The sequence below is a fragment of the Prevotella sp. oral taxon 317 str. F0108 genome (assembly GCF_000162415.1).
GTDB classification, from domain to species: Bacteria; Bacteroidota; Bacteroidia; order Bacteroidales; family Bacteroidaceae; genus Prevotella; species Prevotella conceptionensis.
In genome coordinates, this window is record NZ_GG740074.1 from 17,630 (window position 1) to 41,704 (window position 24,075).

19 protein-coding genes are annotated in these 24,075 nt (G+C 46.7%); 17 read left to right on the forward strand and 2 right to left on the reverse strand.

The features are described 5' to 3' along the window. From HMPREF0670_RS17105 to HMPREF0670_RS09650, 16 genes are all read left to right on the forward strand, one after another. Positions 1-725, forward strand: a 725-nt coding sequence (locus tag HMPREF0670_RS17105; protein WP_009230957.1) for a phage baseplate assembly protein V, incomplete at its 5' end; no start/stop codon positions are given. After that, entirely contained in the window at positions 703-1,989 is a 1,287-nt protein-coding gene (locus tag HMPREF0670_RS09575; RefSeq protein ID WP_232213894.1) for a hypothetical protein, read from the forward strand. The genes HMPREF0670_RS17105 and HMPREF0670_RS09575, both read left to right, overlap by 23 nt. A gap of 646 nt (positions 1,990-2,635) precedes the next feature. Beyond that, positions 2,636-3,202: a hypothetical protein gene (locus HMPREF0670_RS09585; protein WP_232213895.1), complete on the forward strand. Its 567-nt coding sequence runs from the start codon at positions 2,636-2,638 to the stop codon at positions 3,200-3,202. A gap of 3 nt (positions 3,203-3,205) precedes the next feature. Then, on the forward strand, positions 3,206-5,029 hold the full coding sequence (locus HMPREF0670_RS15755; protein ID WP_083786832.1) for a DUF4280 domain-containing protein: 1,824 nt from the start codon (positions 3,206-3,208) through the stop codon (positions 5,027-5,029). A 12-nt stretch (positions 5,030-5,041) separates the two neighbouring features. Further along, positions 5,042-5,554: a hypothetical protein gene (locus tag HMPREF0670_RS09595; RefSeq protein ID WP_044078095.1), complete on the forward strand. Its 513-nt coding sequence runs from the start codon at positions 5,042-5,044 to the stop codon at positions 5,552-5,554. A 137-nt stretch (positions 5,555-5,691) separates the two neighbouring features. Then, positions 5,692-6,312: a hypothetical protein gene (locus HMPREF0670_RS09600; protein WP_009230961.1), complete on the forward strand. Its 621-nt coding sequence runs from the start codon at positions 5,692-5,694 to the stop codon at positions 6,310-6,312. Between the two features lie 140 nt (positions 6,313-6,452). Beyond that, the gene (locus HMPREF0670_RS09605) at positions 6,453-6,941 is read left to right on the forward strand and encodes a hypothetical protein (RefSeq protein ID WP_044078096.1); all 489 of its coding nucleotides are present in this window, start codon (positions 6,453-6,455) and stop codon (positions 6,939-6,941) included. Positions 6,942-7,121: 180 nt separating this feature from the next. Further along, the gene (locus HMPREF0670_RS09610) at positions 7,122-7,658 is read left to right on the forward strand and encodes a hypothetical protein (RefSeq protein WP_044078097.1); all 537 of its coding nucleotides are present in this window, start codon (positions 7,122-7,124) and stop codon (positions 7,656-7,658) included. Positions 7,659-8,467: 809 nt separating this feature from the next. Further along, positions 8,468-9,427, forward strand: coding sequence for a peptidoglycan DD-metalloendopeptidase family protein (locus HMPREF0670_RS09615; protein WP_009230962.1), 960 nt, complete (start codon positions 8,468-8,470; stop codon positions 9,425-9,427). 564 nt (positions 9,428-9,991) lie between these two features. Then, the gene (locus HMPREF0670_RS09620) at positions 9,992-11,368 is read left to right on the forward strand and encodes a bifunctional cytidylyltransferase/SDR family oxidoreductase (RefSeq protein WP_009230963.1); all 1,377 of its coding nucleotides are present in this window, start codon (positions 9,992-9,994) and stop codon (positions 11,366-11,368) included. Further along, positions 11,358-12,191 (forward strand): phosphorylcholine transferase LicD, encoded by an 834-nt coding sequence (locus HMPREF0670_RS09625; protein WP_009230964.1) that lies wholly within the window; start codon positions 11,358-11,360, stop codon positions 12,189-12,191. The genes HMPREF0670_RS09620 and HMPREF0670_RS09625 overlap by 11 nt, the downstream gene beginning before the upstream one ends. A gap of 160 nt (positions 12,192-12,351) precedes the next feature. Next, positions 12,352-13,215, forward strand: a complete 864-nt coding sequence (gene dinD / locus HMPREF0670_RS09630; protein WP_009230965.1) for a DNA damage-inducible protein D — start codon at positions 12,352-12,354, stop codon at positions 13,213-13,215. Between the two features lie 60 nt (positions 13,216-13,275). Next, a complete protein-coding gene (locus tag HMPREF0670_RS09635; protein WP_009230966.1) occupies positions 13,276-14,619 on the forward strand; it encodes an AAA family ATPase in 1,344 nt (447 codons plus the stop codon). After that, on the forward strand, positions 14,616-16,835 hold the full coding sequence (locus HMPREF0670_RS09640; protein ID WP_009230967.1) for an LlaJI family restriction endonuclease: 2,220 nt from the start codon (positions 14,616-14,618) through the stop codon (positions 16,833-16,835). Before HMPREF0670_RS09635 ends, HMPREF0670_RS09640 begins: the two co-directional genes overlap by 4 nt. A 134-nt stretch (positions 16,836-16,969) precedes the next feature. Then, a complete protein-coding gene (gene dinB / locus HMPREF0670_RS09645; RefSeq protein WP_009230968.1) occupies positions 16,970-18,073 on the forward strand; it encodes a DNA polymerase IV in 1,104 nt (367 codons plus the stop codon). Between the two features lie 215 nt (positions 18,074-18,288). Beyond that, positions 18,289-19,278, forward strand: coding sequence for a YqiA/YcfP family alpha/beta fold hydrolase (locus HMPREF0670_RS09650; RefSeq protein WP_009230969.1), 990 nt, complete (start codon positions 18,289-18,291; stop codon positions 19,276-19,278). Positions 19,279-19,695: 417 nt separating this feature from the next. Here HMPREF0670_RS09650 and HMPREF0670_RS09660 read toward each other — a convergent pair whose 3' ends face one another. Further along, positions 19,696-21,843: a GH92 family glycosyl hydrolase gene (locus HMPREF0670_RS09660; RefSeq protein ID WP_044078099.1), complete on the reverse strand. Its 2,148-nt coding sequence runs from the start codon at positions 21,841-21,843 to the stop codon at positions 19,696-19,698. A 96-nt stretch (positions 21,844-21,939) separates the two neighbouring features. Then, a complete protein-coding gene (locus HMPREF0670_RS09665; protein ID WP_009230971.1) occupies positions 21,940-22,956 on the reverse strand; it encodes a hypothetical protein in 1,017 nt (338 codons plus the stop codon). Positions 22,957-23,334: 378 nt separating this feature from the next. Between HMPREF0670_RS09665 and HMPREF0670_RS09670 the strand changes: the two genes are divergently transcribed. Next, positions 23,335-23,985 (forward strand): porin family protein, encoded by a 651-nt coding sequence (locus HMPREF0670_RS09670; RefSeq protein ID WP_009230972.1) that lies wholly within the window; start codon positions 23,335-23,337, stop codon positions 23,983-23,985. The last annotated feature ends 90 nt before the right edge of the window (positions 23,986-24,075 follow it).

Consider the following 24,075-nt stretch of genomic DNA (forward strand, 5'->3'; position numbering starts at 1 on the left):
GCGTTACGAGCAACGCCGACCCGGAAGGCAAGGGCCGCGTGCAGGTGCGGATGAACTGGCAGACGGGCAACATGCACACCGACTGGATACGCGTGATGACGCCCGACGGCGGGGGCTGCCGCGACGGCGTTGAGACCAACCGCGGTTTCGTTTTCATTCCCGAGGTGGGCGACCACGTGCTGGTGGGTTTCCGCCATGGCGACCCAAACCGCCCCTACGTGATGGGCAGCCTGTTCAACGGACGGACGGGTAAGGGAGGGTTTGCCGAGAACCATCTGAAAAGTATCCGAACACGTAGTGGGCATGCCATAGAGTTGGATGACGCCCCGGAATCTTTGGGCATTACCATTAAAGACAACAAAGGGAACTCTGTGCATATTGATTCTGCCGAAGACAGTATTGTCGTCAATGCCGAAAGGGACATAACGTTCAACGCAGCCGAGACGTTTACGGTGAATGCAAAAAACTTGAATCTGAATGTAGAGGAGAATGCAATAGAACGTGTGGGGAAAGACAAAGTTTCGACCATAGGGAATAAAGTCTCTTTGGAGGCAACTGAAAAGGAAGAGGAAATTAGTAATGATTCAAGCATTAACATTGGTGGGCTCTCTTCTCAAACGGCAGGAGAAATTGTGCAATCGGCAACTTCTGGCGATGCGGCAATAACTGCAGAAGGCAAGGCTTTGCTCCAGGGAAAAGACGATGCCCGCATCTGTAAAGGATAAAAATATTATGAGTGGAAAAGCATTTAACAGTTTTGTATACGATCTCGCAGCCAGAGTTCCGGTACAGAAGACAGGAGCCAAAGTTGTCGTTCAATTCCGTACCTCTGGCAGCTATCTGGGTGAGTATGGCTTTGATTGGATTCGCATGGGCGACTCTGGACGTCGAGGGGACACATGGTATGCCGACATTATGGGCGACAAATTTATTACAGTCATAGTTAATGACAAAAAAAAGAGACTTGTATTAGTAGATAAGACTAAGAGGGTTTATAACGCGTATGCTTTTCGCTATTTTAGATCTAGGCGTTTTTCTATACCTTGGAAACGGCAGGGGGCTAATCCTTATATCTATATAGCCCCTGTTATGACATTGTGGAAAGGTGCGAGTGCAAAACTGTCCCTGAAAGTAGAGGTAAAAGAGCCTGCGGTGAAAATTGTGTATCAATGCCAAACTGATGGAATCTTTAGGCTAAGCAAGGAGTCGGTCCCAACACTAGGCAAGGGGAAACATACCCTACCAGACGAACTTGTTATTACTTGTTTAAAGGAATTTTCTAGAGATCAGGAGATAAAGGTCTACGCCTATGATGAAAACAATGTGAAACATCTTGCAGGTAAGCTCATCGTAAAAGCTAATGACAAGAAACACCAAAGAACGATCAATGTGGTTGCTGTGCAGATCAAATTTAACAAAATAGAACCTGTTCCTAACACATCAAACAGTGTAACGAAATTGAATAAAATATTAAGGCAAGCTTATGTCAACTTAAATATACGCAATGTAAAGCTAGACATTGAACAGGCGTTAAAAAATAAAGAAACAAGTAATTACTTTACCCCAGATGGAGGGATCTATGGTAGTTCGATAATTAATAATGACTTATATATGTTTCTTAATGCAGAATTTTCCAAGAAATTTCCACAGTACAATAGCTATTTTAAATTGTATTATATAAACCGAATGTGCTTTGATGATGCATCAAGGGAAGAAATGAAGATATACGGGAAAGCCCGCCACCTGCCTTCCCTTGAGGTAATTATTCCCTTTAGAGGTTTGAAAGACAATACGGCTGCTCATGAGTTGCTACATTGTATAGGTATTCCACACTGTTTTAGTGAAGAAAATCAAAAAAGGTTTCATGTTGCCTTTAAAGAGAATCTCACAGACAACATAATGGATTACTCGGATATAAACAGCCATATTCCGACAATCGCGACATGGGAATTTCAATGGAACGAGATACAGAATAAGTTGTCTCATTAATACGTAGGGAAATGATAAAATTGTTTTTAATAATCACATCGGCCTTTTTTACTGCATGCGTGTCGCGTGCACCGCAAAAGGCCACTACGAAAAAGAAGAATCGTATGACTTGTTTTGAAAGGCTTGATACGGCTGAGGCCAACAAAAGAATACTTGAATGTAGTGAAAAGGAAGAGATGGAGTTTCCCAAAGAACAATTTCTGAGTCCGTTCCGCTACTGCCAACACATCGATTCTATGGGATGTACTATATCTGTGACAAATAATATAAGGAGGCAGAGAAAAGGAAATCTATTTGGGAGATATGGACGTTGTTTTTACGAGTGACAACATTCAAGGCATGGACGAACATTACTTTGAATATGTTTGTACAATGCTTAGGAGTAAAAGACCGTTTGCGATTTTTTAATAAGGCCTATCATATAGTTAAAGAAAAGTTGGTGCGTATGGAGAAAAACATACAATACCTCAATGAGGTGCGTCTAAGGGTATATTCTGAAAAGGAAGTAGTCTCGGAAAATGCTTTCTCCATTGAGAGTTCACTTCTTATTCAGGAAGATGTTCCACAGTCTTCACTTGTGTCAAAGAGCCGGGTGTCTTTAGAAATGTCGACATCCAATGTTGTTATGGACTTAAGCAAATCTCTAGTGAAATCGACTGATTTACTTCAAAGGTGCGCCTACCGATATGATGGGTTACAGATTGGTGTAGATGATGTAGGCGGCGTTGAAATTAAGAATGGACAGGACCTAGCCAGGCAGTGGGCAGCCATACGTTCGTTGTTGCAGTCTGATTACAAAGGATGGGTTGTAGATGATTACCTCATGAGAATCAGCAACGCAATGGTTTCCCCCGAAGTATGTGGCACACCGATAAACAATTATTTCTATTACGGCCTGATGTTTGTGGGCACTCCCTATGATACGTCGGCAGGATGGAGTAGAACACAACAGGTAATGCTGTCTGATTTTGATGACGTCATATTCGAGGAGACGCTACGGCATGAGAAGAATTTAGGCAACAGCCGCTGTTTTTCCATCACAGGAAAATCTTTGGGTGAGCCAAACCATTGTAAGGTGAACAAGTATTACGGTCGGACACAAATACCCACGGGGAGTCTTTTCCCCGATTGGGTGCAACTGGAGGTTGACTATACGAAAGAAGACCGCAGTGTGTATTGGAAATACGAACTAACACGACAGGAGGAAGAATAGCTTATGGATTTCGATGTGAACAAACCTGCCAACCAAGAGAACCTCGCTGAAAACGAAAATCAGCGGCAGGAGGAGAAGGAACGCAAATGGCGCGATCCCAATGAAGATGTGAAATATGTCTGCGAGGGGGCAAAGGTTCAGTGTAGATATTGCAGCTCTCCCTTGGCCTCACTTAAGGTTACGGCAGAGAGCGTGATGCTGCAAGACAAGCCTTGGGCAACAGTAGGCGACAATAATGGGCAGGCAAACTTGGGCTTTACGGGCATTTGCACGCATCCCAAATGGGGAAACCACAAGCCACCCTGCAAAGCCGTCATCAGTTTGGGACAATGGGCGAACTGTTCGGGAACCATCATTGGCAACCATCACGCACTTTTGGTCAAATCTACCATTAGATGTATGGTTAGTGGAGAGAATTTAAAGATTGTTCATAGCGGGCAAACAGCGACTTTAAGTAAAATAAATCCTCTTGATAAAAGAAATGCTGTTATGGAAATTAAAGTTATCACTCCCCTTGACAAGGGCTCGCATAACGACGGAACAAACAAAATAACCAATTTAGGGTTTGTTTATGGAGAAACTTATACATTAGAAGCTACTGCATTTTCTAATGGAATCCCAGATGACAAGGACATAAAATGGGAAGCGGGGTTTATATTCTCCAATGGAAATACGGGAACCGTCTGTTATAAAGGAAAACCCGACAGGTGGCATGCCACAGGTAGGAAAGTGGAATTTTCTGTAACCGAATTGAGCCTGCTCGGTGGCACCATAGTTTTTTATGCCTACATAGGTAGTCCAAAGCAAGAGGCCTCCTTGGAGATATGGGTGCATTACAGATTTAGATATTTTGATTTTGCAACCGTAAGTGACGAAATAGAGAAGCGTATAGCAGATCCTTGGCTGGTAGATCAAAACAGTACGTCCCTTTGTGGAATGGCTGCCTTATTCTATGTCTTCATTAAGAACAACCCTACGATGTATAAAAGCCTCGTAACCGACATTCACCATAAAGGAGTTGCAACTTATAACGGTTACGTAGTAGAGCCTTATGGCGAATCAAAGGAATTTATGTACAACATGAACCCCTTTGGCAATGATTATCCTCACCAGATAGAGCAAGTAAAAGATAAGGGCAGTGGTAAGTTGAAAGACACGATTAAGCGAATGCCCATGGCAGATTGGCTATCTTTGGCGGTGTTACGTTCACATGAAAGTTTGCGTTGGGAAATCCTTTCCCCCAATTCATCATCTAGAGGATGCGAATATATAGAGAAAGTCATTCCATATAGTGGCGAAATGGAGCAGTCTAGCATGGACAGTCTCGCTGCAGTTAATTGGCCTTCCATGATGGAACGGCTGTGCAAGCAATTTCTCGGCTATCCTGTGGTAAATTCCGTTGGACTCTCTTTGTTTCTTTTGCTGCAAAAGAAGCATCCTTTGCGTGGTCGGCTCAATGATTGTTTCTTTGATTCAGACTTAGAGCATCTACAGGATATGGAAAATGCTTACAAGAACGGGGCAGAGATCATCATGATGATTGATTCGCAGATGTTTGACGATATTGTATCCTATTCATACAATGACTTGTTTACCACATCGCATTGGATAGTATATGAAGGAAATCTGAAATTTTATGATAAACAAGGCAGAGATACCACTAGTATTAAGGATGCGGCCAGTCTTTCATTTGATTTCTTTACGTGGGGAATGGAGCCAAATGGCATTATGGCAACACTCCATCACCCTAAGATTTCCATAGATTGCTTTAAAAGTACATTTTACGGCTATGTACGGCTATGTCGTTTGTTTTTAGCTCATAATTAAAAACAGAAGCTTATGAGAAATATATTATGGTGTCTCCTAATCCTAACGTTGATATTAGGATGCTCCAAAGATAAGTGCAGCTATGACAGAGAGATTAGCTTTATTTTCATCAATGGATGGTACGCGCCACAGGTTCCACATCACGGGATTGTCTACTCGTATGAGAAAGGCTCTGGATTTGTCAATCCCATTGATTCCGTTTCCATCACTTCGTTTGAGAAATCAACCCGACCATCAATCTTCGATAAAGACACTGCCGGCTTTTCTTGTTTGGTGTGCAGCCTAATCGAAACGGAACAAATCGACCACAACCATGAACTCCGCATAGTTGTGGATGATACTTTGTTTTATGATATTTCAAAGCAGAAGCTATCTATGGTAAAACTCTCGTATTGGACTATGGGTGGTCCGATGGAATGGAGTGTTGTGTCATCACTATCCGTTAATGGACATGATGATGAAAACCCAACACCTGAGGGTTCTTTGAGCATATCTAATAAGTACGTAAGAATACAAAGGAAATGAAAAGTCTAATCCATCAACACATACACGCATATCTGTTGCATGTTTAAAATACACTTTCTATGGGTAAATTACTGCAAGTAGTAAAAACAATTTAACACTGAGGTACGTGTAATAAGCAGTATAAAAAGAATGTAATTATGACAAAAAACCAACGACAAATAAATAATTTGAAATACGGCATAATGATACCCTTTCTCTTTTTGATAATCACTAATGCTGTAGGGCGGCAATTAAAGGGTAAGAACATGAAAGGGATAGTTCCTAAGGGATATGTTGTTACAGCGGTAAAGGTGTTACCTCAAAATCATTATTTACTAATTACTGAACAACAACAAAAGGTAAAAGATTACTTTCATTTTCAGATTCCCATTATCCTAATTAAAGATAGTGTTGGATTTGTCATCAATAAAGGTCAATATGTAACATCAGGTCTTGTCCCTTGTGGAAATGAAGGTTTTAGAGAAGTGCGTGTAAAAGGAAATGCCTTTACCATAGTAGATGATCTCTGTGGGGATGGGCTGCATATTTATTCTTATGTTACCTTTCGCTATAATTATCAATTAAAGAGTTATGTGTTGTCGGATTATAGAAAAACATTGACTTCTGGTGGAAATGATGATAGCAGCTCTTCTGTTGATGTCCTGTATATAATAAAAAAGGGTTTAAGATTTGGTAAAGTTACCGCCGATACCCTACTTTCGTTCAAATTATCTCCTCAGAGTGAGGGATTGTATAAGCGATTTGTAGGAAAGAAGTAAAGAAATGCTGTTATGGAAATTAAAGTTGTCTCTCCCCTTGACAAGGGCTCGCATAACGACGGAACAAACAAACCAACCAAATTAGGGTTTGTTTATGGGGAAACTTATAATAAATAAGTATCATTAAAAATATAATTCGAATGAAAAGATGTCTCTTTGTCTTAATTTGCTTATTGTTGCTTTCTGCATGTATAAAGAAGCAATGCAAGTATGAATACCCAATTGCCGAAATATACGTATTGAATTGGGGGGATCGACCGATACCCAACAAAGGTGTTGCTTATATATATAAGAAAGGTACGAATTTTGCAGAACTTATTGATACCGTTAGATTCTATGCGCTAGCAAGAGGGATTACAGACTCAACAAATTTGGCCTGTATCTTAAATTCTAAAAAACTAAATCATCTGAACGATATCCGGGTTGTTTTAGACGACACGTTGGTATATGACATTTCTAATATTGAAATAGAAAAATTCTTAGATACAAGACGCTGGGGAATGTGTGGACCCATAGAACGGGACATCATACCATCACTGCTTGTAAATGGATACGTCACTAGGGACACGACTGTTCCAGGCGAACTTGCTTTCCCCCAAGAATGCGGGCGTATCATTAGAAAACGCTGATGTGTATAGAAACTGGGAATGTGTTCTTAACACGAGTAACGTACAATGGTAAAGAATCGTGTGCAGGACAGAGCTTAGACGGATTTGGAATGGGCATTGTTTTTTTTGCGGAGCTGCTCTAATGAACAGTTGATTGTACATAAAGGACTACAATTAGGAATAACATAAAACCTAACGACAATGAAGAGTATAATTTTTGTTCTTATTACAATTGCTGCACTATCTTCGTGCAAGGGAGAATGTAAGTATGATGAACCAATTGAAGGTTTCTTTGTAACGCACTGGGAAGAGGCTCTTCCAAGACAAGGGAAAGTCTATTCTTTTAAAGCAGGGACAAACTTCACTGACCCCATCGATTCTTTTAATCTTCCTGTCATTGAAAGGATTCATGGATATCCAGATTGGACATCTTGCACTTTAAGAGGAAAGAAACCTACCCATAGGAACGACATTCGTTTGGTTTTAGACGATACATTAGTCTACGACATATCAGACATAACTCTTTCGTGGCTTGTCGATCAAAGGCATTGGACAATGGGAGGCCCACGAGAATACTGCATTGTTTCTTCACTAAAAGTGAACGGACGTATAGTAAGAGGCACCATTGATGTTGGTTATTTGAGGTTTCCACGTGAATATGCACGCGTACTTAAAGAATTGCTACGCCTACAAGAGCAATACAACGTTCCAATAAGGCACAAAATGGTGAAAGAGTGAAAGAGGATCGCGACTATCAACTCGTTAACTCATCCACTCGTCAACGGGTTAACTGGTCAACTGGTTAACGGGTTAACTCCTTAACTTGTCAACTTGTTCTCTTGTCAACTCAATCAACTCCGCCGCCCCCCTCTCTGCATGAAGAGAGGTTGAGGCGACGTTGGTTGTGTCTGCCGGGCAGAAATCGAAGCGACTCTTCACCGCATCAACTTCTATTGTCCGAAGCAACCAAGGAGGAAAGTTCTTTTTTCTTAACACACGTACAGCTCGTTAGAAAAGCGAACTGGGGAGCAAGCATTCGCCACAACGAGGTTAACAACACGCTTGCAATATTGCAAAAACCGTTAAGAATGCGAAAGACTGGGCGAAAAAGGCAACGGACAGCCGAAAAAAGAGAACATAAAAACAGGCTGATGCGGACAGTTTATAGAAGGCGAAGTTTCTCCGTTTTGCACATTCTGCATGAATATACACTGTAAGAACAACGCCCAAACAACATCCTTAATAATGTTAACGCGCCAATATTTATGTCCAAGCAAGAGTAACAAATGTTAATAAAAACTAACCAAAAACATTACAAATGCACCGCTCTTTCGCGTGTTACAAAGGGATTGAAGGAACAGGTCACATGTTGTTAAGCATGTTAATCAATACTGAAAAAATAGCGAAACATGATGCCGTTAGATAAAAATTCGCTATATTTGCATCGTCTTTTGATAAACACCTATCATCAACCATGCAAAAATGGTTTAACAAGCGAATGTATATACCATTATTTATTCGCCCACGTTGTACCTAAAAAAAGTAAAATGGAACTGAAAAGAACAATTAAAACGATTGCTTTTACAGCATTTCTCTCAATGTGCGCCACACCAATGGCCGCGCAAGACCTACTCGCCAGACAAGCACCTGTAGACCGAAAGATGAAATCGGTAGACACTCTTGCCCTACAAAGCATCCTAAAAAGGGAGGCGGCCCAATCGCCGGCTGCAAACCTTTACGAGACGTGGGACAACACACACACGCACCACATAACGGCTTTGCCCGACTCGTTCCTCATCAACCTACGTCATTTCTGCATGCCAACACCCAGCCGAGTTGTAACAAGTAACTTCGGAAGTCGTTGGGGCCGCCAACATAAAGGCTTAGATATAAAGGTTTATATTGGCGACACCATACGCGCAGCATTCTCTGGCAAGGTGCGCATCGTGAAATACGAGGCTGCGGGATACGGAAAGTACATCGTAATTAGGCACCCCAACGGATTGGAAACCATATATGGACACCTTTCCAAACAATTGGTAACTGAAAACGAGGAAGTAAGGGCCGGCGAACCAATTGGACTTGGCGGAAACACGGGCCGAAGCACGGGTTCGCACTTGCACTTCGAAACACGACTGTGCGGTGTGGCACTAAACCCTGCACTTTTCTTTGATTTCAGGGCACAAGACGTGGTGGCCGACAACTATATGTTCCGCCGCTCCACCTACGAAATGGCATCGTCTGAGGCCACCAGGCTACGCGGCGTATCGGGAAATGGCGGATATAACCGCGAAGACGTGTACGGAAAGGTGGGCCGAGACAGGGACGACAACCCACAAACACCTCAATACAACGCTGCCGAAAAACTCTATCATAAGGTGGCATCGGGCGAAACACTGGCATCTATCGCCGAAAAGCGTGGCGTCAGCATAGACACCATCTGCCGTCTCAACCACATGCGCCGAAACGACAAGATTAGGCCAGGCCAAATCTTACGCTATTCGTAAAGAAAGATAACACATTAGATTTAAGACACTATAAAAACGCAACAATGGCGGATAAGCAGTGATGTTTGTCCGCCATTGGCATTTCGGTCTCACCCACAGCCCCTCCCCAAGGGGAGAGGGGAGTAACATGTATGGCGTATTTAACCGCTTAAACAACAGGAATGGTTTAAACCGAAATCGGCCATTACGAATTTTCAAAAGCAAAGTGTTAGCGAAATCTCCCTCTGATATTTGAAATACGACCCGCGAGTTAACCCTTTGCGCGTGTTCAGTTATTCCTTTTCCAAAATGAAAGCAGATTTTTCTAACAACCGATTTGGGTTAAAATGCCACACCACATTCATCTTCACATCTCGCCTTTCTCCACCCTCTTTCATCTTTTGCCACCCCCATTAGCCCATCGGCTTATCTTTCGAAACACACCTTATTAATATAACGCTGCAACAGATGAAGCAACATCCAGCTTGGCCCGTCCATCAGCAGGGCTAAGGCTTTTTCGTTTTCTTTCTTGTAAAATCACTAAGTTTACACTACCTTTGCATATAGAAACACAATCGCATCAATATGGCAAAACGTAACATCGCCGTCGTTTTGGCGGGCGGAGTGGGAAAAAGATTGGGCATGACCACACCCAAACAGTTTTTCAAAGTGGCTGGAAAGATGGTTATCGAGCACACGGTAGATGTGTTCGAGCGCAATGCGCACATCCACGAAATAGCCATCGTAAGCAATGCCATGCTCATTGCAGACATCGAAAACATCGTATTGAAAAACGGATGGACCAAGGTTAAGCGCATACTTAAAGGCGGAAACGAACGCTACGAGTCGAGCCTCTCGGCCATCAAAGCCTACGAAAACGAGCCGGTAAACCTTATTTTCCACGATGCCGTGCGCCCTTTGGTTAGCCAACGCATTCTGAACGATGTGGTGGACGCGCTGCAAAGCTACTCGGCCATCGACGTGGCCATGCCGTCTGCCGACACCATTATCGAGGTGGATGGCGACTTTATCAGTCATATCCCCGACCGTTCGCGCCTTCGTCGCGGACAAACACCGCAAGCTTTCGCGCTCGAAGTCATCAAAGAGGCTTACGAAAAGGCACTGCTCGACCCCAACTTCAAGACCACCGACGACTGCGGAGTGGTGAAAAAATACCTGCCGCAAACGCCCATCTACGTTGTAGAAGGCGAAGAAAGCAACATGAAACTTACCTACAAGGAAGACACTTACATGCTAGACAAGCTTTTTCAGCTGCGCAACAACGAGGCCGAACGCATCGACCTATCCCAAGTTTCGCTTGCGGGAAAGGTGGCTATCGTGTTTGGAGGAAGTTATGGCATCGGTGCAGACACGGCTAAGATGTTAGTTGAACGAGGTGCAAAGGTGCATTGTTTCTCGCGCAGCAGCAACGGCATAGACGTTGGGAACAAAGAAGACGTGGAGCGAGTCTTTGCAGAGGTGGCGAAAGAAGAAGGACGAATAGACTACGTGGTGAACACGGCAGGATTGCTACAAAAAGAGCCTTTGGCCACGATGAACTATGCCGACATCGCTTATAGCGTGCAAACCAACTACATGGGAACGGTTAATGTGGCTCTCGCCGCCTATCCCTACCTCAAACAAAGCGGTGGGCGCTTGGTGTTTTTCACCTCTTCATCGTACACGCGCGGTCGTGCTTTTTACAGCATTTACTCGTCCACCAAGGCCGCCATCGTTAACTTTGTGCAGGCTGTAGCGCAAGAGTGGGAGGCCGACGGCATTCGCATCAACTGCATCAACCCCGAAAGAACGAAGACGCCCATGCGCGTAAAGAACTTCGGCATCGAACCAGATGACACGCTGTTGACTTCTGAAAAGGTGGCCGAGGCAACCTTGCGCACCCTGCTTTCAGACGATACGGGACTGGTGATAGACGTTAGGAGGGCGCACGATGACCGCTAACACGCCCCTCGAACGTTTCAAACAACGCCATCTTCGCGCCTGTCAGCTTAAACAACTGACCATACTCGAAGCCATACACGACATCTGCCAACGCCACACCATACCCTATTGGCTAGACGGCGGCACGCTGTTGGGGGCGGTAAGGCATGGCGGTTTCATCCCTTGGGACGACGATATAGACATAGCCATGCACAAGGCCGACTTGCTACGCTTTGTGGAAGTGGCGCAAAAGGAGTTGCCTAAGGGCCTTATTGTGCAGTCGCCACTGATAGACAAGCACCTGAAAGAGCCCATAACCAAGGTGCGCGACCTCAATTCGTTCTTCGTTGAACCAGGCGACGACTTCTCACACAACTACGAAAAGGGGCTCTTTGTAGACATTTTTCCATTTGTTGCCTACCCCACCCTTTCGCGTAAGCTTGTTAAAAAACTAACGCTTGGCATCTCGCGCAGCTATTCCATCCTGCACAAAGCCCACCATTACAGCCTCCGTTCGTTTACCGAATTCTTTTGGTTCGGCGCAAAATACGCCGTCTGCCGCTCCGTCTGGGCCCTGCTATGTGCCCTAAACCGCAACCGCGACACTTACATTTCCAACATCCTACACAACAACGGCTACGGCATCATGCACCGCCAAGACAGCATTTTCCCCCTAACCGAAATCACTTTCGAGGGCAAACGATTCATGGCTCCCTGCAATCCCGATGCCTACCTGCAAGACCTCTACCGCAATTACATGGACATTCCACCCGTAGAGAAACGCAAAATCCACGCCATTTTTGTGTTAGAAACGCTGGAAGAAGAGGGTGAAGAAGGGATATAACACCGTTCAATATATACAACACTAGCAACCAATCTCTAACTAAGGCAGGCTCAATACGCATTTAAACCATACAAAGAAACGATCTGCTACAAGCATGCCGCGTTTACAATAATTGAGTCTATGTACATCTTAATAATATACAACACAAAAGAAGTAGGAAATGGATACCCCAAAAATACAACAATACAAAAATGCCTTTGATTTAATAGCCAAAGAAATCAAAGACGATGCTAACAATACCATTGAGGTTTGGTACGCGCGTGAGCTACAACAGGTGTTAGGTTACACCCGCTGGGAGAACTTCGTTGTCGCTATTAGCAGAGCAATAGAATCTTGTAAGACATTGAAAGTCAACGTTGACGATCATTTTCGTGAGGTCACGAAAATGATACCAACAGCCAAAGGGGCGCACCGCGGGGTACAAGACTTCATGCTAACTCGTTATGCCTGCTATCTTATTGCCCAAAATGGAGACCCCAAGAAAGAAGAAATAGCCTTTGCACAAAGCTATTTTGCACTTCAAACACGAAAAACAGAGCTTATTGAAGAAAGGCTACAGCAAATTGCCCGACTAGATACCCGCGAACGTCTGCGCTCATCCGAGAAACAGCTAAGCAGGAACATATACGAACGAGGCGTTGACGAGAAGGGCTTTGCACGAATACGTTCAAAAGGAGATCATGCCTTGTTTGGTGGACTCACTACCGAACAGATGAAGCAACGATTAGGAATCAAGAGTGGTGCATTGGCTGATTATCTCCCAACACTAACTATCGCGGCTAAAAACCTTGCCACAGAAATGACCAATTACAATGTAGAGCAGAAAAACCTTCATGGCGAAAACCGTATAACAGCAGAGCACGTTCAAAACAACCGCAGTGTTCGAGGAATGCTTGGACAAAGAGGTATCAAGCCAGAAGAGCTACCACCGGCCGAAGACATTAAGAAAGTGGAGCGGCGTGTTGCAAAAGAAGAGAAGAGTATAATTAAGAAAACACCCAAGCTACCCAAAGGGAATAGTTAACACTAATGGATTGAACGCCTTGCAGTTTCTTTACCGAACAAGGCATAAACACAAAAAAATATGATCATAGAAAATATACTTCAAGTTGGAGATGCATCTGACAACGGGCAGGTAACCATTGTAGACGAAGACAGACTGTGCTATCTTGTAAGATCGGAGAGTAGAGGAGCCATTGGACTTCGCACTATTTCAAAGGCCTTACTCAATGAATATGTTGCCTTTTTCGGCGAAAATCCCGACGCGACTCCAACCGACGCAAGGGACTTATTATGTGGTAAAAGCGACATAGACAAATATGAATACGGCTATACCTCCACCTTATCTACAATGGCAAAGATGGTTATTGCCAACTCAGGAAAGACACCTTCAACCATAGACAATAGGCGGAAAGCTCCCAATGTCTATCAACAGATTTTCTATGGTGCACCTGGCACGGGTAAATCTAATACTATCAAACGGAATGTAGACAATGAAAAGAAAATCTGTTTCCGCACAACTTTCCATCCTGATAGCGACTACTCAACCTTCGTCGGAGCCTATAAGCCCTCAATGAAACCAACAGGAGCCGCTCTCGCCTCTGGCGAAAAAGAAGAGATTATCACCTACAAGTTTGTCCCCCAAGCCTTCACTAAGGCCTACGCAGCTGCGTGGAACACCACCGAAGACGTGTTCTTGGTTATCGAGGAGATAAACCGCGGCAACTGCGCACAAATATTTGGCGACCTATTTCAGTTGTTAGACCGCAAAGGGGGCAAGTCCGAATACCCCATTGAAGCCGATACCGACCTGGCCAACTACTTGAAAGAGGCCTTAGACAAAAGCCCACGCACAGACATCCCACAAGAAGTAAAGAGCGGAGAAAGGCTTATGTTGCCCCAAAATCTCTACATTTGGGCAACGATGAACACCAGCGACCAATCGCTATTCCCCATCGACTCGGCCTTCAAACGCCGCTGGGATTGGGTGTATATCCCCATCAAGCCCCATGCCGAAGAGAACTACAAGATAAAGATTGGCAACGAAACCTACGACTGGTGGGGCTTCTTACAGAAAATAAACAGCGTGATAGACGACACCACCCACTCGGAAGACAAGAATCTGGGATATTTCTTTGTGAACACCGAATCAAAGACCGTATGTGCCGAAAAGTTCGTCAGCAAGGTGTTGTTCTATCTTTGGAACGACGTGTTTAAGAACTATGGGTTCGACCACAGCATCTTTACCGACAACCTAGGTGTGAAGTTCACCTTCTCCGACTTCTTTAACGAGGATGGAACGCCCAACACAAACCGAGTTAACGACTTTCTAAAAAAGCTAGACAACGAAATAGATAAAGAACACTCTTTTATCGAAATCACCAGTACTGAAACGGAAAACCAAGGACTGCCAAACACCAACGAATGAGGATTCTAATTGAAGAACACCCCTACCAAGCCACCGAAGACATTCTCAAAGTGGTGAGCGAACTTGGCCCCACCATAGGCGTCGGCGGCAAAGTAAGCATTGGATATGTGGGCTACTACTACAATGCCAACATACAAGACTGCGTGTTTATCCTGCCAAAGGTGCTGTTAGACGAGCAGGGGCGAGCCTTCCAGAAGTACAATCCCGAAGACATCGTCCACCTTGAAGACAGAAACAACCCGCTGAACGAAGAAGAACGGCACTTTGTGTACGAACTTTCCGTGTGGATATACCGCGCCATCTGCGTTTTTAAGGAGCGAAACAAAGACACACAAATAGTGCTGCACGAACGTATGGCGCAGATTGGGCACGCACAACGCCGCATGAGCAACACCTTTTTAGACATACTGCTTTCGCTCATTCAGTTCAACCAAGACAACCAAGACTTTTTCTTCTTCACCATCAAGAACCTACATAGCGGACACAACAAGATAAACTGGACCAAGACCATCACCCACTCGCAAGCCTACTTGCAAAGCAACAGACCCGTGTATCTCCATCCAATGAACAAGCGCAGGCAAGTAAACTTCGACGAGGAACTGATGGTTATCTATTTCTCCATACTCAATTACATTCATCACGAATATGGTTTCCCTTTCGAAACCCAATGCCATTACGACACCATCAGCAACCAGCAGTTTGCCAGCTACCTCAAAGGAATGGGCAAAACGCGCCTGCAACAAATCAGATACAAGTACTTTTCAGACAAAGCCTTGGAGCTTTGGAACCTCTGCTTTGCCTTTTTCGACGAAGCCAGACAAATTGTTGTGAACACCAAGCAGCGCGAATACCTCTTGGTAAAGAGCTTCGAAATTGTGTTCGAAGACATCATCGACGAACTTATTGGCAGCAAAAACAACGAGCTGCCAACAGAATTGAAAGACCAAGCAGACGGAAAACGAGTTGACCACATCTATCGCTACAAGGCCCTTACCGAAACCAGCGCAGACAATATCTACTACATAGGCGACTCCAAATACTATAAGCGCAACACGCGCATCGGCAAAGAAGCACTCTATAAGCAATTCACCTATGCCCGAAACGTGGTGCAATGGAACCTCAACCTCTTTCTCGACGACAACCGAAAGGCAGGACAAAAGGTGGAGCTGCAAGCAGGTACGGGCATGCTCCGCGACGAAACGACCGAAGGCTACAACATCGTACCCAACTTCTTTATCTCTGCAAAGCAATGCGATTTGGAGATGCACAGCGACATTACGTGGGTAGACCGAGAGGACAAAGACTTCACTTCGCGCCAATTTCGCAACCGCCTGTTCGACCGCGACACGCTCCTTGTCTGCCATTACGATGTGAATTTCCTTTACGTAGTGGCCTTATACGGTCGAAAAAACGAAGGGATGAAAACCGCTTGGCGCGAAAAGGTGCGTGCACAGTTCAGAAAAGAGATACAATGTATGCTGGACAACCATTTCCAGTTCCACATCATGACCCCGCGAAAGTTTGTTGACGGCGAGGAAGTGCTACGCCAAAACTTCAAACAAGTGTTGGGAAAGGTGTTCAAACCCTATCCCAACGCCCCCAACCAACAATGTTTCTACTCGCTTGCCTTAGAAAGACCAGAGACCATTAACGACCCAAAACTAAGGGCAACAACCATCGAAGAGAACCAAAACATTAAACAACTGCTGGGCGAACACTTTGAGATATTGGAATGTAAGATTGGCGAAGACCGCCGCAACGAGCTGACATCGCCCACACCCAAGGCACAATGCGGCATAAGCAACAAAGACCTTGTGCTGCTCATTACCAAAGAAGGCGTGCATTTCGACAAAAACATACAACTACTTGAAACCACAAAACGCATTGGCATCGCCCTGAAAATGGATGGTGCCGTGCTACAATTGGTTGAGGGATTTACCAAGGCTCGCATCCTGATTATCCACAACAAGAGCAACAAGCACCATGCCTACCTACTGTCTGATAAGGGGCCGCGCCTTGTTCCTGCAAGTGGAGCACCAGACATGGTCGTTACCAAGCAGCATGAAGACCTCTACTTGGTGTACGATGTAGACCTTACCGAAGGCCAAACGCCATTAGATCTTGGCGAACTAAACTTAAAACCCATAACCAAAGGCGGCGATAGCTACTCGCCCCACCTGCTACCCCTATCCCGTTTGCTTGCAGAAACACCTTAGACGATGAGCAACCAACTGCTTGATAATGCTTAAAACGCATCGCCAAACCTTTCACAAAGCTTGCCGCATAGCCCCTTTATCCCAAAAAAAATAACTAACTTTGCAATGGCGTTTCGCCCAAAAAGCAAGTTGATATGCCTGCGCAAGACTTCAATCGCAAAATCATTCACATCGACATGGATGCTTTCTATGCCTCGGTGGAACAACGCGACGACCCCTCGCTGCGCGGAAAACCCGTGGGCATTGGTAGCGAAGACAGGCGCGGGGTGCTCTGTACGGCCAGCTACGAGGCACGAAAGTATGGGGTGCATTCGGCCATGTCGGGCGTGCAGGCTAAGCGATTGTGTCCCGAACTGATATTCCTACCGCCCGATTTCAAGAAATACAAGCAGGTATCGCAGCAGGTTCACGAGATATTTCACCGCTATACCGACCTGGTTGAGCCGCTATCGCTAGACGAGGCCTACCTAGACGTTACGCAAAACAAGCTGGGAATAGAGTTGGCCGTCGACATTGCGCAACGCATCCGACAGGAAATACGCAACGAGTTGCACCTAACAGCCTCGGCAGGGGTGTCGTTCAACAAGTTCCTGGCTAAGGTGGCATCCGACTTTCGCAAGCCCGACGGCATCACGGTGATACATCCCAGTCGTGCAATGCACTTCATCGACAATCTGCCCATCACCGACTTTTGGGGCGTGGGGCATAAAACAGCCGAGACGATGCACGCAATGGGCATCTTCAACGGGGCCGACTTACGCCAGCTTTCGCGACTGCGGCTGCGGCAAGTGTTCGGTAAGGCCGGCGAGATGTACTACAATTTTGCGCGTGCCATCGACCCCCGACCCGTTGAACCGCATTGGATAAGGAAGTCGGTGGGATGCGAACGCACCTTCGATGAAGACAGTTCCAACCCCACTGTGCTCTTAACCGAACTCTATCGTTTGGTGTTAGAGTTGGTGGAACGTTTGAAAAAGAACGACTTTAAGGGGCGAACGCTCACGCTAAAAGTGAAGTTTCACGACTTTACGCAAATTACGCGCAGCAGAACTGCACCTCATGTTCTCCGCAAAAAGGAAGACATCCTGCCCATTGCAAAGGCGCTATTGAGCGAGGTTAACTACTCAGGACGGCCTATAAGACTGCTCGGCGTGCAGGTTTCTAACATGAACGACGAACCTCATCGCCCACAATGGATACAACTTGAATTGCCGTTTAAGAAGGAGAGTTCTTTTTGAGGAGTTAAGGAGTTCTTTTTGAGGAGTTAAGGAGTTATGGAGTTAAGGAGTTAAGCCAATAGTCCTGCTGCAGAGTAACTACGGCTCTCGTCAACTCATTAACTCCTTAAAAGAACTCACTCCACAACTCCCTTGCATACGGCTTAACTCCTAACGAGCAAAGCGAGTGATAACTCCTTAACTCCATAACTCCTAAAAATAACTCCTAATAAAAAATGGACCCAACAAAAACATATCCCGCCCTCATGAAGGGCAAGAAAATCATGTACGTTCATGGCTTTGGCTCGTCGGGTCAGTCGGGAACAGTAACGCTCTTGCGTACACTTATGCCCGCCGCCACAGTCATCGCGCCCGACCTCCCTCTGCATCCAGCCGAAGCATTAGAACTATTGAAGCAAACGTGCGATGCAGAAAAGCCCGACCTCATCATCGGAACATCAATGGGCGGCATGTATGCCGAGATGCTTAGGGGCACAGACCGCATACTGATTAACCCCGCATTCGAGATGGGCGACACGATGGTGAAACACAATATGGTGGGCAAACAAACCTTCCAAAGTCCGCGAACAGACGGCATACAAGACTTTATCGTAACCAAGGCCTTGGTAAACGAGTACAAGGAAATTACAACACTGCTATTCAACGGCATTGACGAGGCTGAACAACAACGCGTAATAGGGCTCTTCGGCGACGAAGATACCAGCGTTGACACCTTCGACCTCTTCGCCCAACACTACCCCACGGCCATACATTTCCACGGTGGTCACAGGTTAACGGATAAGGTGGCGATGCACTATCTGATGCCGCTGATACGCCAAATAGACGATAAGCAGACAGGACGACAACGCCCCATCGTGTTTATCCACGCCAACACACTGGCCGACAGCTACCAAAAGCCGATGCCCAGCATGCACAAAGCCTACGAAATGCTCATCGAAAACTATGATGTCTACATACTTGCGCCGTCGCCAACAAATGCCCCTGAACAGATAACGGCACAGATGGCATGGGTGGAACAGTACCTCAATGCGCCTGCATTCAATCGGGTTGTGTTCTGCAACAACGCCAACCTGCTCTATGGCGACTACCTTATCTCGCGCCATGAGCACCCGAACTTCCTTGGTTCGTCCATCCTTTTCGGCGGTAACGACCTCAAAACATGGGACGATGTCATCGTGTTTTTCGACCGACTAGGCGGACAATAAGTCCGTTTACGCCTATCTCCGTCACGCGCCAACTAAGCTTTTAGCCCCCGCGTGCTAGCAATTTGCAGCGTACAATGCTGCTTGTAGCCCCGGTACAAGCCGCTTGTAGTATCGCTACAAACACCTTGTAGCCGCACTACAAGGCCTTTGTAGTCCCAGTACAAGGTATCTTGTACGCCCCCAAAATGGGTCTTAACACACTTCGTTTCGCTTAGTAAAAGGGGCAGCAGGCACACCCCTTGCCAGGCCAACGATGGCAAATACCCGCGCAACAACTGCGAGCAGCGCGCGTTTCTAGGGGGCATATACACATAAAGAATGGCGTTGCGAGCAGCCAAAGGCATACTCGCAACGCCATTCTTTATGTTTTGTGCTACATCCATGCAACGCAACAAGCACGTTGCCTAAGCCTCGCCGTTAGGGGCGGTCGGCGGCTTTCGTTCCGAACGCCGAAGGCTTTTCGCCCATCACAAATTCGAGTGTTCCACCCTTCATAATATCCTTATAGTCGATGTACGAACGGGTGTACGTCTTGCCATTAAGCTTAGCACTCTGAATATAGATGTTCTTGGCACTGTTGTTTTTGGCCTCGATGGTAAACGTTTTGCCGCCACCAACGTTCACCACAGCTTTCTTAAAGAGTGGCGAACCAAAGATATACTTGCCGCCAGCAGGCTCAACCTGATACAATCCCATAGACGAAAGGATGTACCAAGCCGACATTTGCCCCACGTCTTCGTTGCCGCTAAGTCCGTCGATGCCGTCGTTGTAAAGCGTATTCATCACTTGGCGCAACTTGGGAGCGGCCTTCCACGGCATGCCCACATAGTTGTACATATATATAATGTGGTGACTGGGTTCGTTGCCATGAGCATATTGGCCGATAAGTCCCGATATGTCGGGCGACGCATCGGCACCCATCCTGCCTTCGAGAATAAAAAGTGAGTCGAGTTTAGCCACAAATGGCTTGTCGCCACCAAAGCATTGCACCAGTCCGTGTACGTCGTGAGGCACCAACCAAGCATATTGCCAAGCGTTGCCCTCGGTGTAATCGTCTTGACGATGCACCGAATTGAAGGGGTCGAACGGCTCGCGGAACTTTCCTCCCGATGTCTTTCCACGCATAAAGCCCGTGTTCTTGTCGAAGTAATGGTCTTTATACGACTGGCTACGCTTTAAAAAGTACTTGTAATCTTCGGTTCGTCCCAGCTGTTTGGCAAGCTTGGCAATGCCGGCATCGGCCAAGGCGTACTCCAATCCCTTAGCAACGGTTTCGTATTCGGGGTCGAGGTCGCAGGGCAGATAGCCGTATTTTTTGAGCAAACTCATTCCACGCTCGTCGCGCATGGCCGATGCTTTGGCCGCTTCGAGCACCTTATTCTTATCCACATCAAATCCTTTCAGCGCAATGTCAATCAGCACGGGGATGCCCGGATTGCCCACCATGCAGTCGGTTTCGTTGCCCACAAGGTGCCAAACGGGCAGTTTGCCCTGCTGTTCGTAGATATGCAGCATGGTTTGTGCTATGTCGCGTTGCTTTTCGGGATGGATAATGGTCATCAACGGATGGGCAGCGCGATAGGTATCCCACAGCGAGAAGGTGGTGTAGTTTTTGAAATCGCCACGATACACCTTACCGTCGGCTCCGCGATAGTCGCCGTTAACATCGTTGAACACCGAGGGGGCGAACATCGAATGATACATGGCCGTGTAGAAAGTGCGGCGAGCAGCATCGTCGTCGGTGGTGATAACAATCTTGCTCAGCTCCTTATTCCATGCCTCGTTGGCCTTAGCCACCGTGCCACGGAAGTCCCAAGCGGGCAGTTCGGCAGCGATATTGGCGCGCGCATTGTCTTCGCTCACGGGCGAAATTCCCACCTTCACCAACAGCGGCTCATCGTTATTGGGGGTTGAAAGCACGGCCAAGCTGTCGCCTTGGCTCGTAGCCATTGTAACAGGCCGCGAGAATTGGGCCACGAAATACACGCGTTGGTCTTTTGCCCAACCCGTGGAATAGCGATAACCCGACAGTTCTGTGGGCGAGTTTTGCTTAAACGCGCTCTTCGTCATCTTGTCCCAACCGATGCCTTGCGCCAAGTCGAGCCTTACGAAAGCCGTTTGTGCATCGGCCGGATAGGTGTAACGGTGAAACGCAACGCGGGCAGTGGCAGTGAGATCTACCTTTACGCCCGACTTCAACATCACCGAATAATACCCCGGACGTGCGTGTTCGCCCTTGTGCGAGAACATCACATCGTGTTGCGTTGCATCGGTTGTGGGCAGCAAAGCGATGTCGCCCAAGTCGCCGATGCCTGTTCCGCTGAGGTGCATTTGGCCGAAACCGATGATAACCGAGTCGCTGTAATGGTAGCCCGAACACCAGTCCCAACCGCGTTTATATTGCGTCGGCCCAACCTGCACCAGTCCGTAAGGCACGTTTGCGCCCAAAAACACGTGTCCGTGTCCGCCTGTACCGATGTAGGGGTCTACGTATTGGGTAAGGTTTTGCGCCCATGCGCCAATCCCAACCGTGAGAAAAGCCACTAAGGCAAAGAGTTTTTTCATTGTCATGTCTGTTGTTTTATATTGTTGTTTTGTTTTAGAGGGGTTGCGGCAACCTGCCTTTTTCGGGGAGATACAGGTGCTGCCAAAGTATCGCCATCAGCGATGTTTCTCCATGCCGAGCCACATTCTTACGCGCTTAGCCACCGACTTGCCAATCTGTTTAAAGTTGCCGCGGCGCAGGTTGAGCCACAGTTCGATAAAGGCATAGCGCGTTTTAATCCACGGATGTCCCCATGCGTGGCGGCGATAAACGCGCTCTTTAAAGGCCACATGCTCGATAATGTGGGGCGGATGGGTAAGTGGAAAGCGCTGCTCGATACGCTGCATGGTGAAGATGCGGCGCAAGGGAGCAGGCATGGTGTTGAGGGTTGAGAAGTGCGTAGAATCTTCTATCACCCCGATATTGTTTATTTGGTTGCGTGTGGGCATGATGGCCACGCCCGAATTGAGCAGCATCGAGGCCCAGAAAATGGTTTCGTAATAGGCTTTTCCGCTTGCCTTATGGTCGGCACACATCTTTAAGAAGTCGGGGCGAAGTTGCCGTTGGGCGATAAGTTGGCGCAGTTGGGCAAGCGTTTGGGGGTCGTCCATAAACCGATAGTCGGCATCCCACGTGTCGATTACCCTCCGCCACGACGCCCAACCCCAAATGGAGAACACCGAAGTGAAGAAGTAGTCGCCCGCAACATCCTTTGTTTGCTCGTCGCTGTTAAAGCCCGCCACCATCCACACGCGCTCATCGTGTTCGTATCGGTCGAGCATTTCCTTGCAAAAGGGGAAGAAACTCTGCGTGGGCACGTCGTCGTCTTCCAGCACGATGCACTTATCGGCCATCGAGAAAGCCCATTTTTGCGAGATATATTCGGAGGGGTCGCAGCCGTAGTTGCGTTCTTGGTATAGGTGTTTCACGTCACATTCCCAGTCGATGTCGGCTGCAATGCGCCGGCAAGCCTCAATGCCGGGCATGTCTTTCTCGCCTCGCGGTCCGTCTTGATACAGGAAAAGCCGCGACGGGCGCGCCGCTTTCACCGCCTGGAACACCTTTTCAAAAGGTTCGGGACGGTTAAAAAACAATATCAACACGGCAACATCTATCTTTGCGGCATGCTTCATAGGGGTGGGGCAATTTAGTTTGTTTTCGGCCGCTTTTGCCTTCTCGCCGTGCACAACAGGCGCAGCAACGTGGCGGCAAACGGGCCATACGAAAGTTGTAGCGGTTAGCGGGCGGCCCTCAATGGCCGTTCCCTTGCCTTGCAAAGATAAACGTTTTTGTTGGCATAGGCAAATGTTAAAGCAGGCACTTACCGCACAACAAGTCTAAAACAAGTTAAAAATACATATCAGAATAAGCTTTGTATTGTTTTTTTACATATCTTTGCCACGAGATAATAGAGAGAATACCTTGAAAAATCTTAATGGTGCAGGCTCTGCATCATCGTATCTATTTAAATTATTGTTTACTATATCAACTGAATTGTAACAACTAGAATTATGAAAAAGATTTTATTGATGGTGCTATTATTAGCCGTCACGGTGAACGCATTTTCGCAACGTAGACGAACGGTAAGGCGCAGTTATGCGCGTTCGTCCCAATGGTACATTATGCCTAAGGGCGGTTTCAACATCGCCACGGTTACCAACTGGGGTGGAGATGTGCGCTTCGGGTTGGCCTTGGGCGGCGAACTGGGCTGCCGCGTTTCCGACGTGATAACGCTCTCTGGGTCGCTTATCTATTCGCAACAAGGAACCAACACGTGGTTTTACAGCAGGGATTTCCGCACGGACATCCATCTCGACTACCTCAACCTGCCCTTCATGGTGCACTTCAACGTGGCACCGGGGCTTGAGTTAAAGGTTGGTTTGCAGCCGGGCATCCTGGTGAACGATGCCGTGACACTAAGAACGGACGGATACAGCTACGACGAAGACTTCCACCGTTCGATGAAACGCCTACACTGGGACGACGGTTACATCGAGTCGGTAGACCTGTCTATGCCTTTCGCCATTTCGTACCAATATCGCCAATTGGTGTTCGATGCACGCTACAACCTCGGCTTAAACAACGTTACCACCCGCTCATGGTGGCGCAACGGGCACAACAGCGTGTTCCAATTCACCGTCGGGTATAAGTTCGACTTGTAACATACACAGCTCCACGAGCCCACGCTTTGCCCACGCAAGGGGTGGCATCGTGGAGCCAACTACAATGCCAGGAGGTAAGCTAAGGTTTCT

What these genes read in the sequence shown, in the direction of transcription:
- HMPREF0670_RS09575 (WP_232213894.1), top strand. Translation starts at nt 703, where the DNA reads ATGCCCGCATCTGTAAAGGATAAAAATATTATGAGTGGAAAAGCATTT.
- HMPREF0670_RS15755 (WP_083786832.1), top strand. Translation starts at nt 3,206, where the DNA reads ATGGATTTCGATGTGAACAAACCTGCCAACCAAGAGAACCTCGCTGAA.
- HMPREF0670_RS09595 (WP_044078095.1), top strand. Translation starts at nt 5,042, where the DNA reads ATGAGAAATATATTATGGTGTCTCCTAATCCTAACGTTGATATTAGGA.
- HMPREF0670_RS09600 (WP_009230961.1), top strand. Translation starts at nt 5,692, where the DNA reads ATGACAAAAAACCAACGACAAATAAATAATTTGAAATACGGCATAATG.
- HMPREF0670_RS09605 (WP_044078096.1), top strand. Translation starts at nt 6,453, where the DNA reads ATGAAAAGATGTCTCTTTGTCTTAATTTGCTTATTGTTGCTTTCTGCA.
- HMPREF0670_RS09610 (WP_044078097.1), top strand. Translation starts at nt 7,122, where the DNA reads ATGAAGAGTATAATTTTTGTTCTTATTACAATTGCTGCACTATCTTCG.
- HMPREF0670_RS09615 (WP_009230962.1), top strand. Translation starts at nt 8,468, where the DNA reads ATGGAACTGAAAAGAACAATTAAAACGATTGCTTTTACAGCATTTCTC.
- HMPREF0670_RS09620 (WP_009230963.1), top strand. Translation starts at nt 9,992, where the DNA reads ATGGCAAAACGTAACATCGCCGTCGTTTTGGCGGGCGGAGTGGGAAAA.
- HMPREF0670_RS09625 (WP_009230964.1), top strand. Translation starts at nt 11,358, where the DNA reads ATGACCGCTAACACGCCCCTCGAACGTTTCAAACAACGCCATCTTCGC.
- dinD (WP_009230965.1), top strand. Translation starts at nt 12,352, where the DNA reads ATGGATACCCCAAAAATACAACAATACAAAAATGCCTTTGATTTAATA.
- HMPREF0670_RS09635 (WP_009230966.1), top strand. Translation starts at nt 13,276, where the DNA reads ATGATCATAGAAAATATACTTCAAGTTGGAGATGCATCTGACAACGGG.
- HMPREF0670_RS09640 (WP_009230967.1), top strand. Translation starts at nt 14,616, where the DNA reads ATGAGGATTCTAATTGAAGAACACCCCTACCAAGCCACCGAAGACATT.
- dinB (WP_009230968.1), top strand. Translation starts at nt 16,970, where the DNA reads ATGCCTGCGCAAGACTTCAATCGCAAAATCATTCACATCGACATGGAT.
- HMPREF0670_RS09650 (WP_009230969.1), top strand. Translation starts at nt 18,289, where the DNA reads ATGGACCCAACAAAAACATATCCCGCCCTCATGAAGGGCAAGAAAATC.
- HMPREF0670_RS09660 (WP_044078099.1), bottom strand. Translation starts at nt 21,843, where the DNA reads ATGAAAAAACTCTTTGCCTTAGTGGCTTTTCTCACGGTTGGGATTGGC.
- HMPREF0670_RS09665 (WP_009230971.1), bottom strand. Translation starts at nt 22,956, where the DNA reads ATGAAGCATGCCGCAAAGATAGATGTTGCCGTGTTGATATTGTTTTTT.
- HMPREF0670_RS09670 (WP_009230972.1), top strand. Translation starts at nt 23,335, where the DNA reads ATGAAAAAGATTTTATTGATGGTGCTATTATTAGCCGTCACGGTGAAC.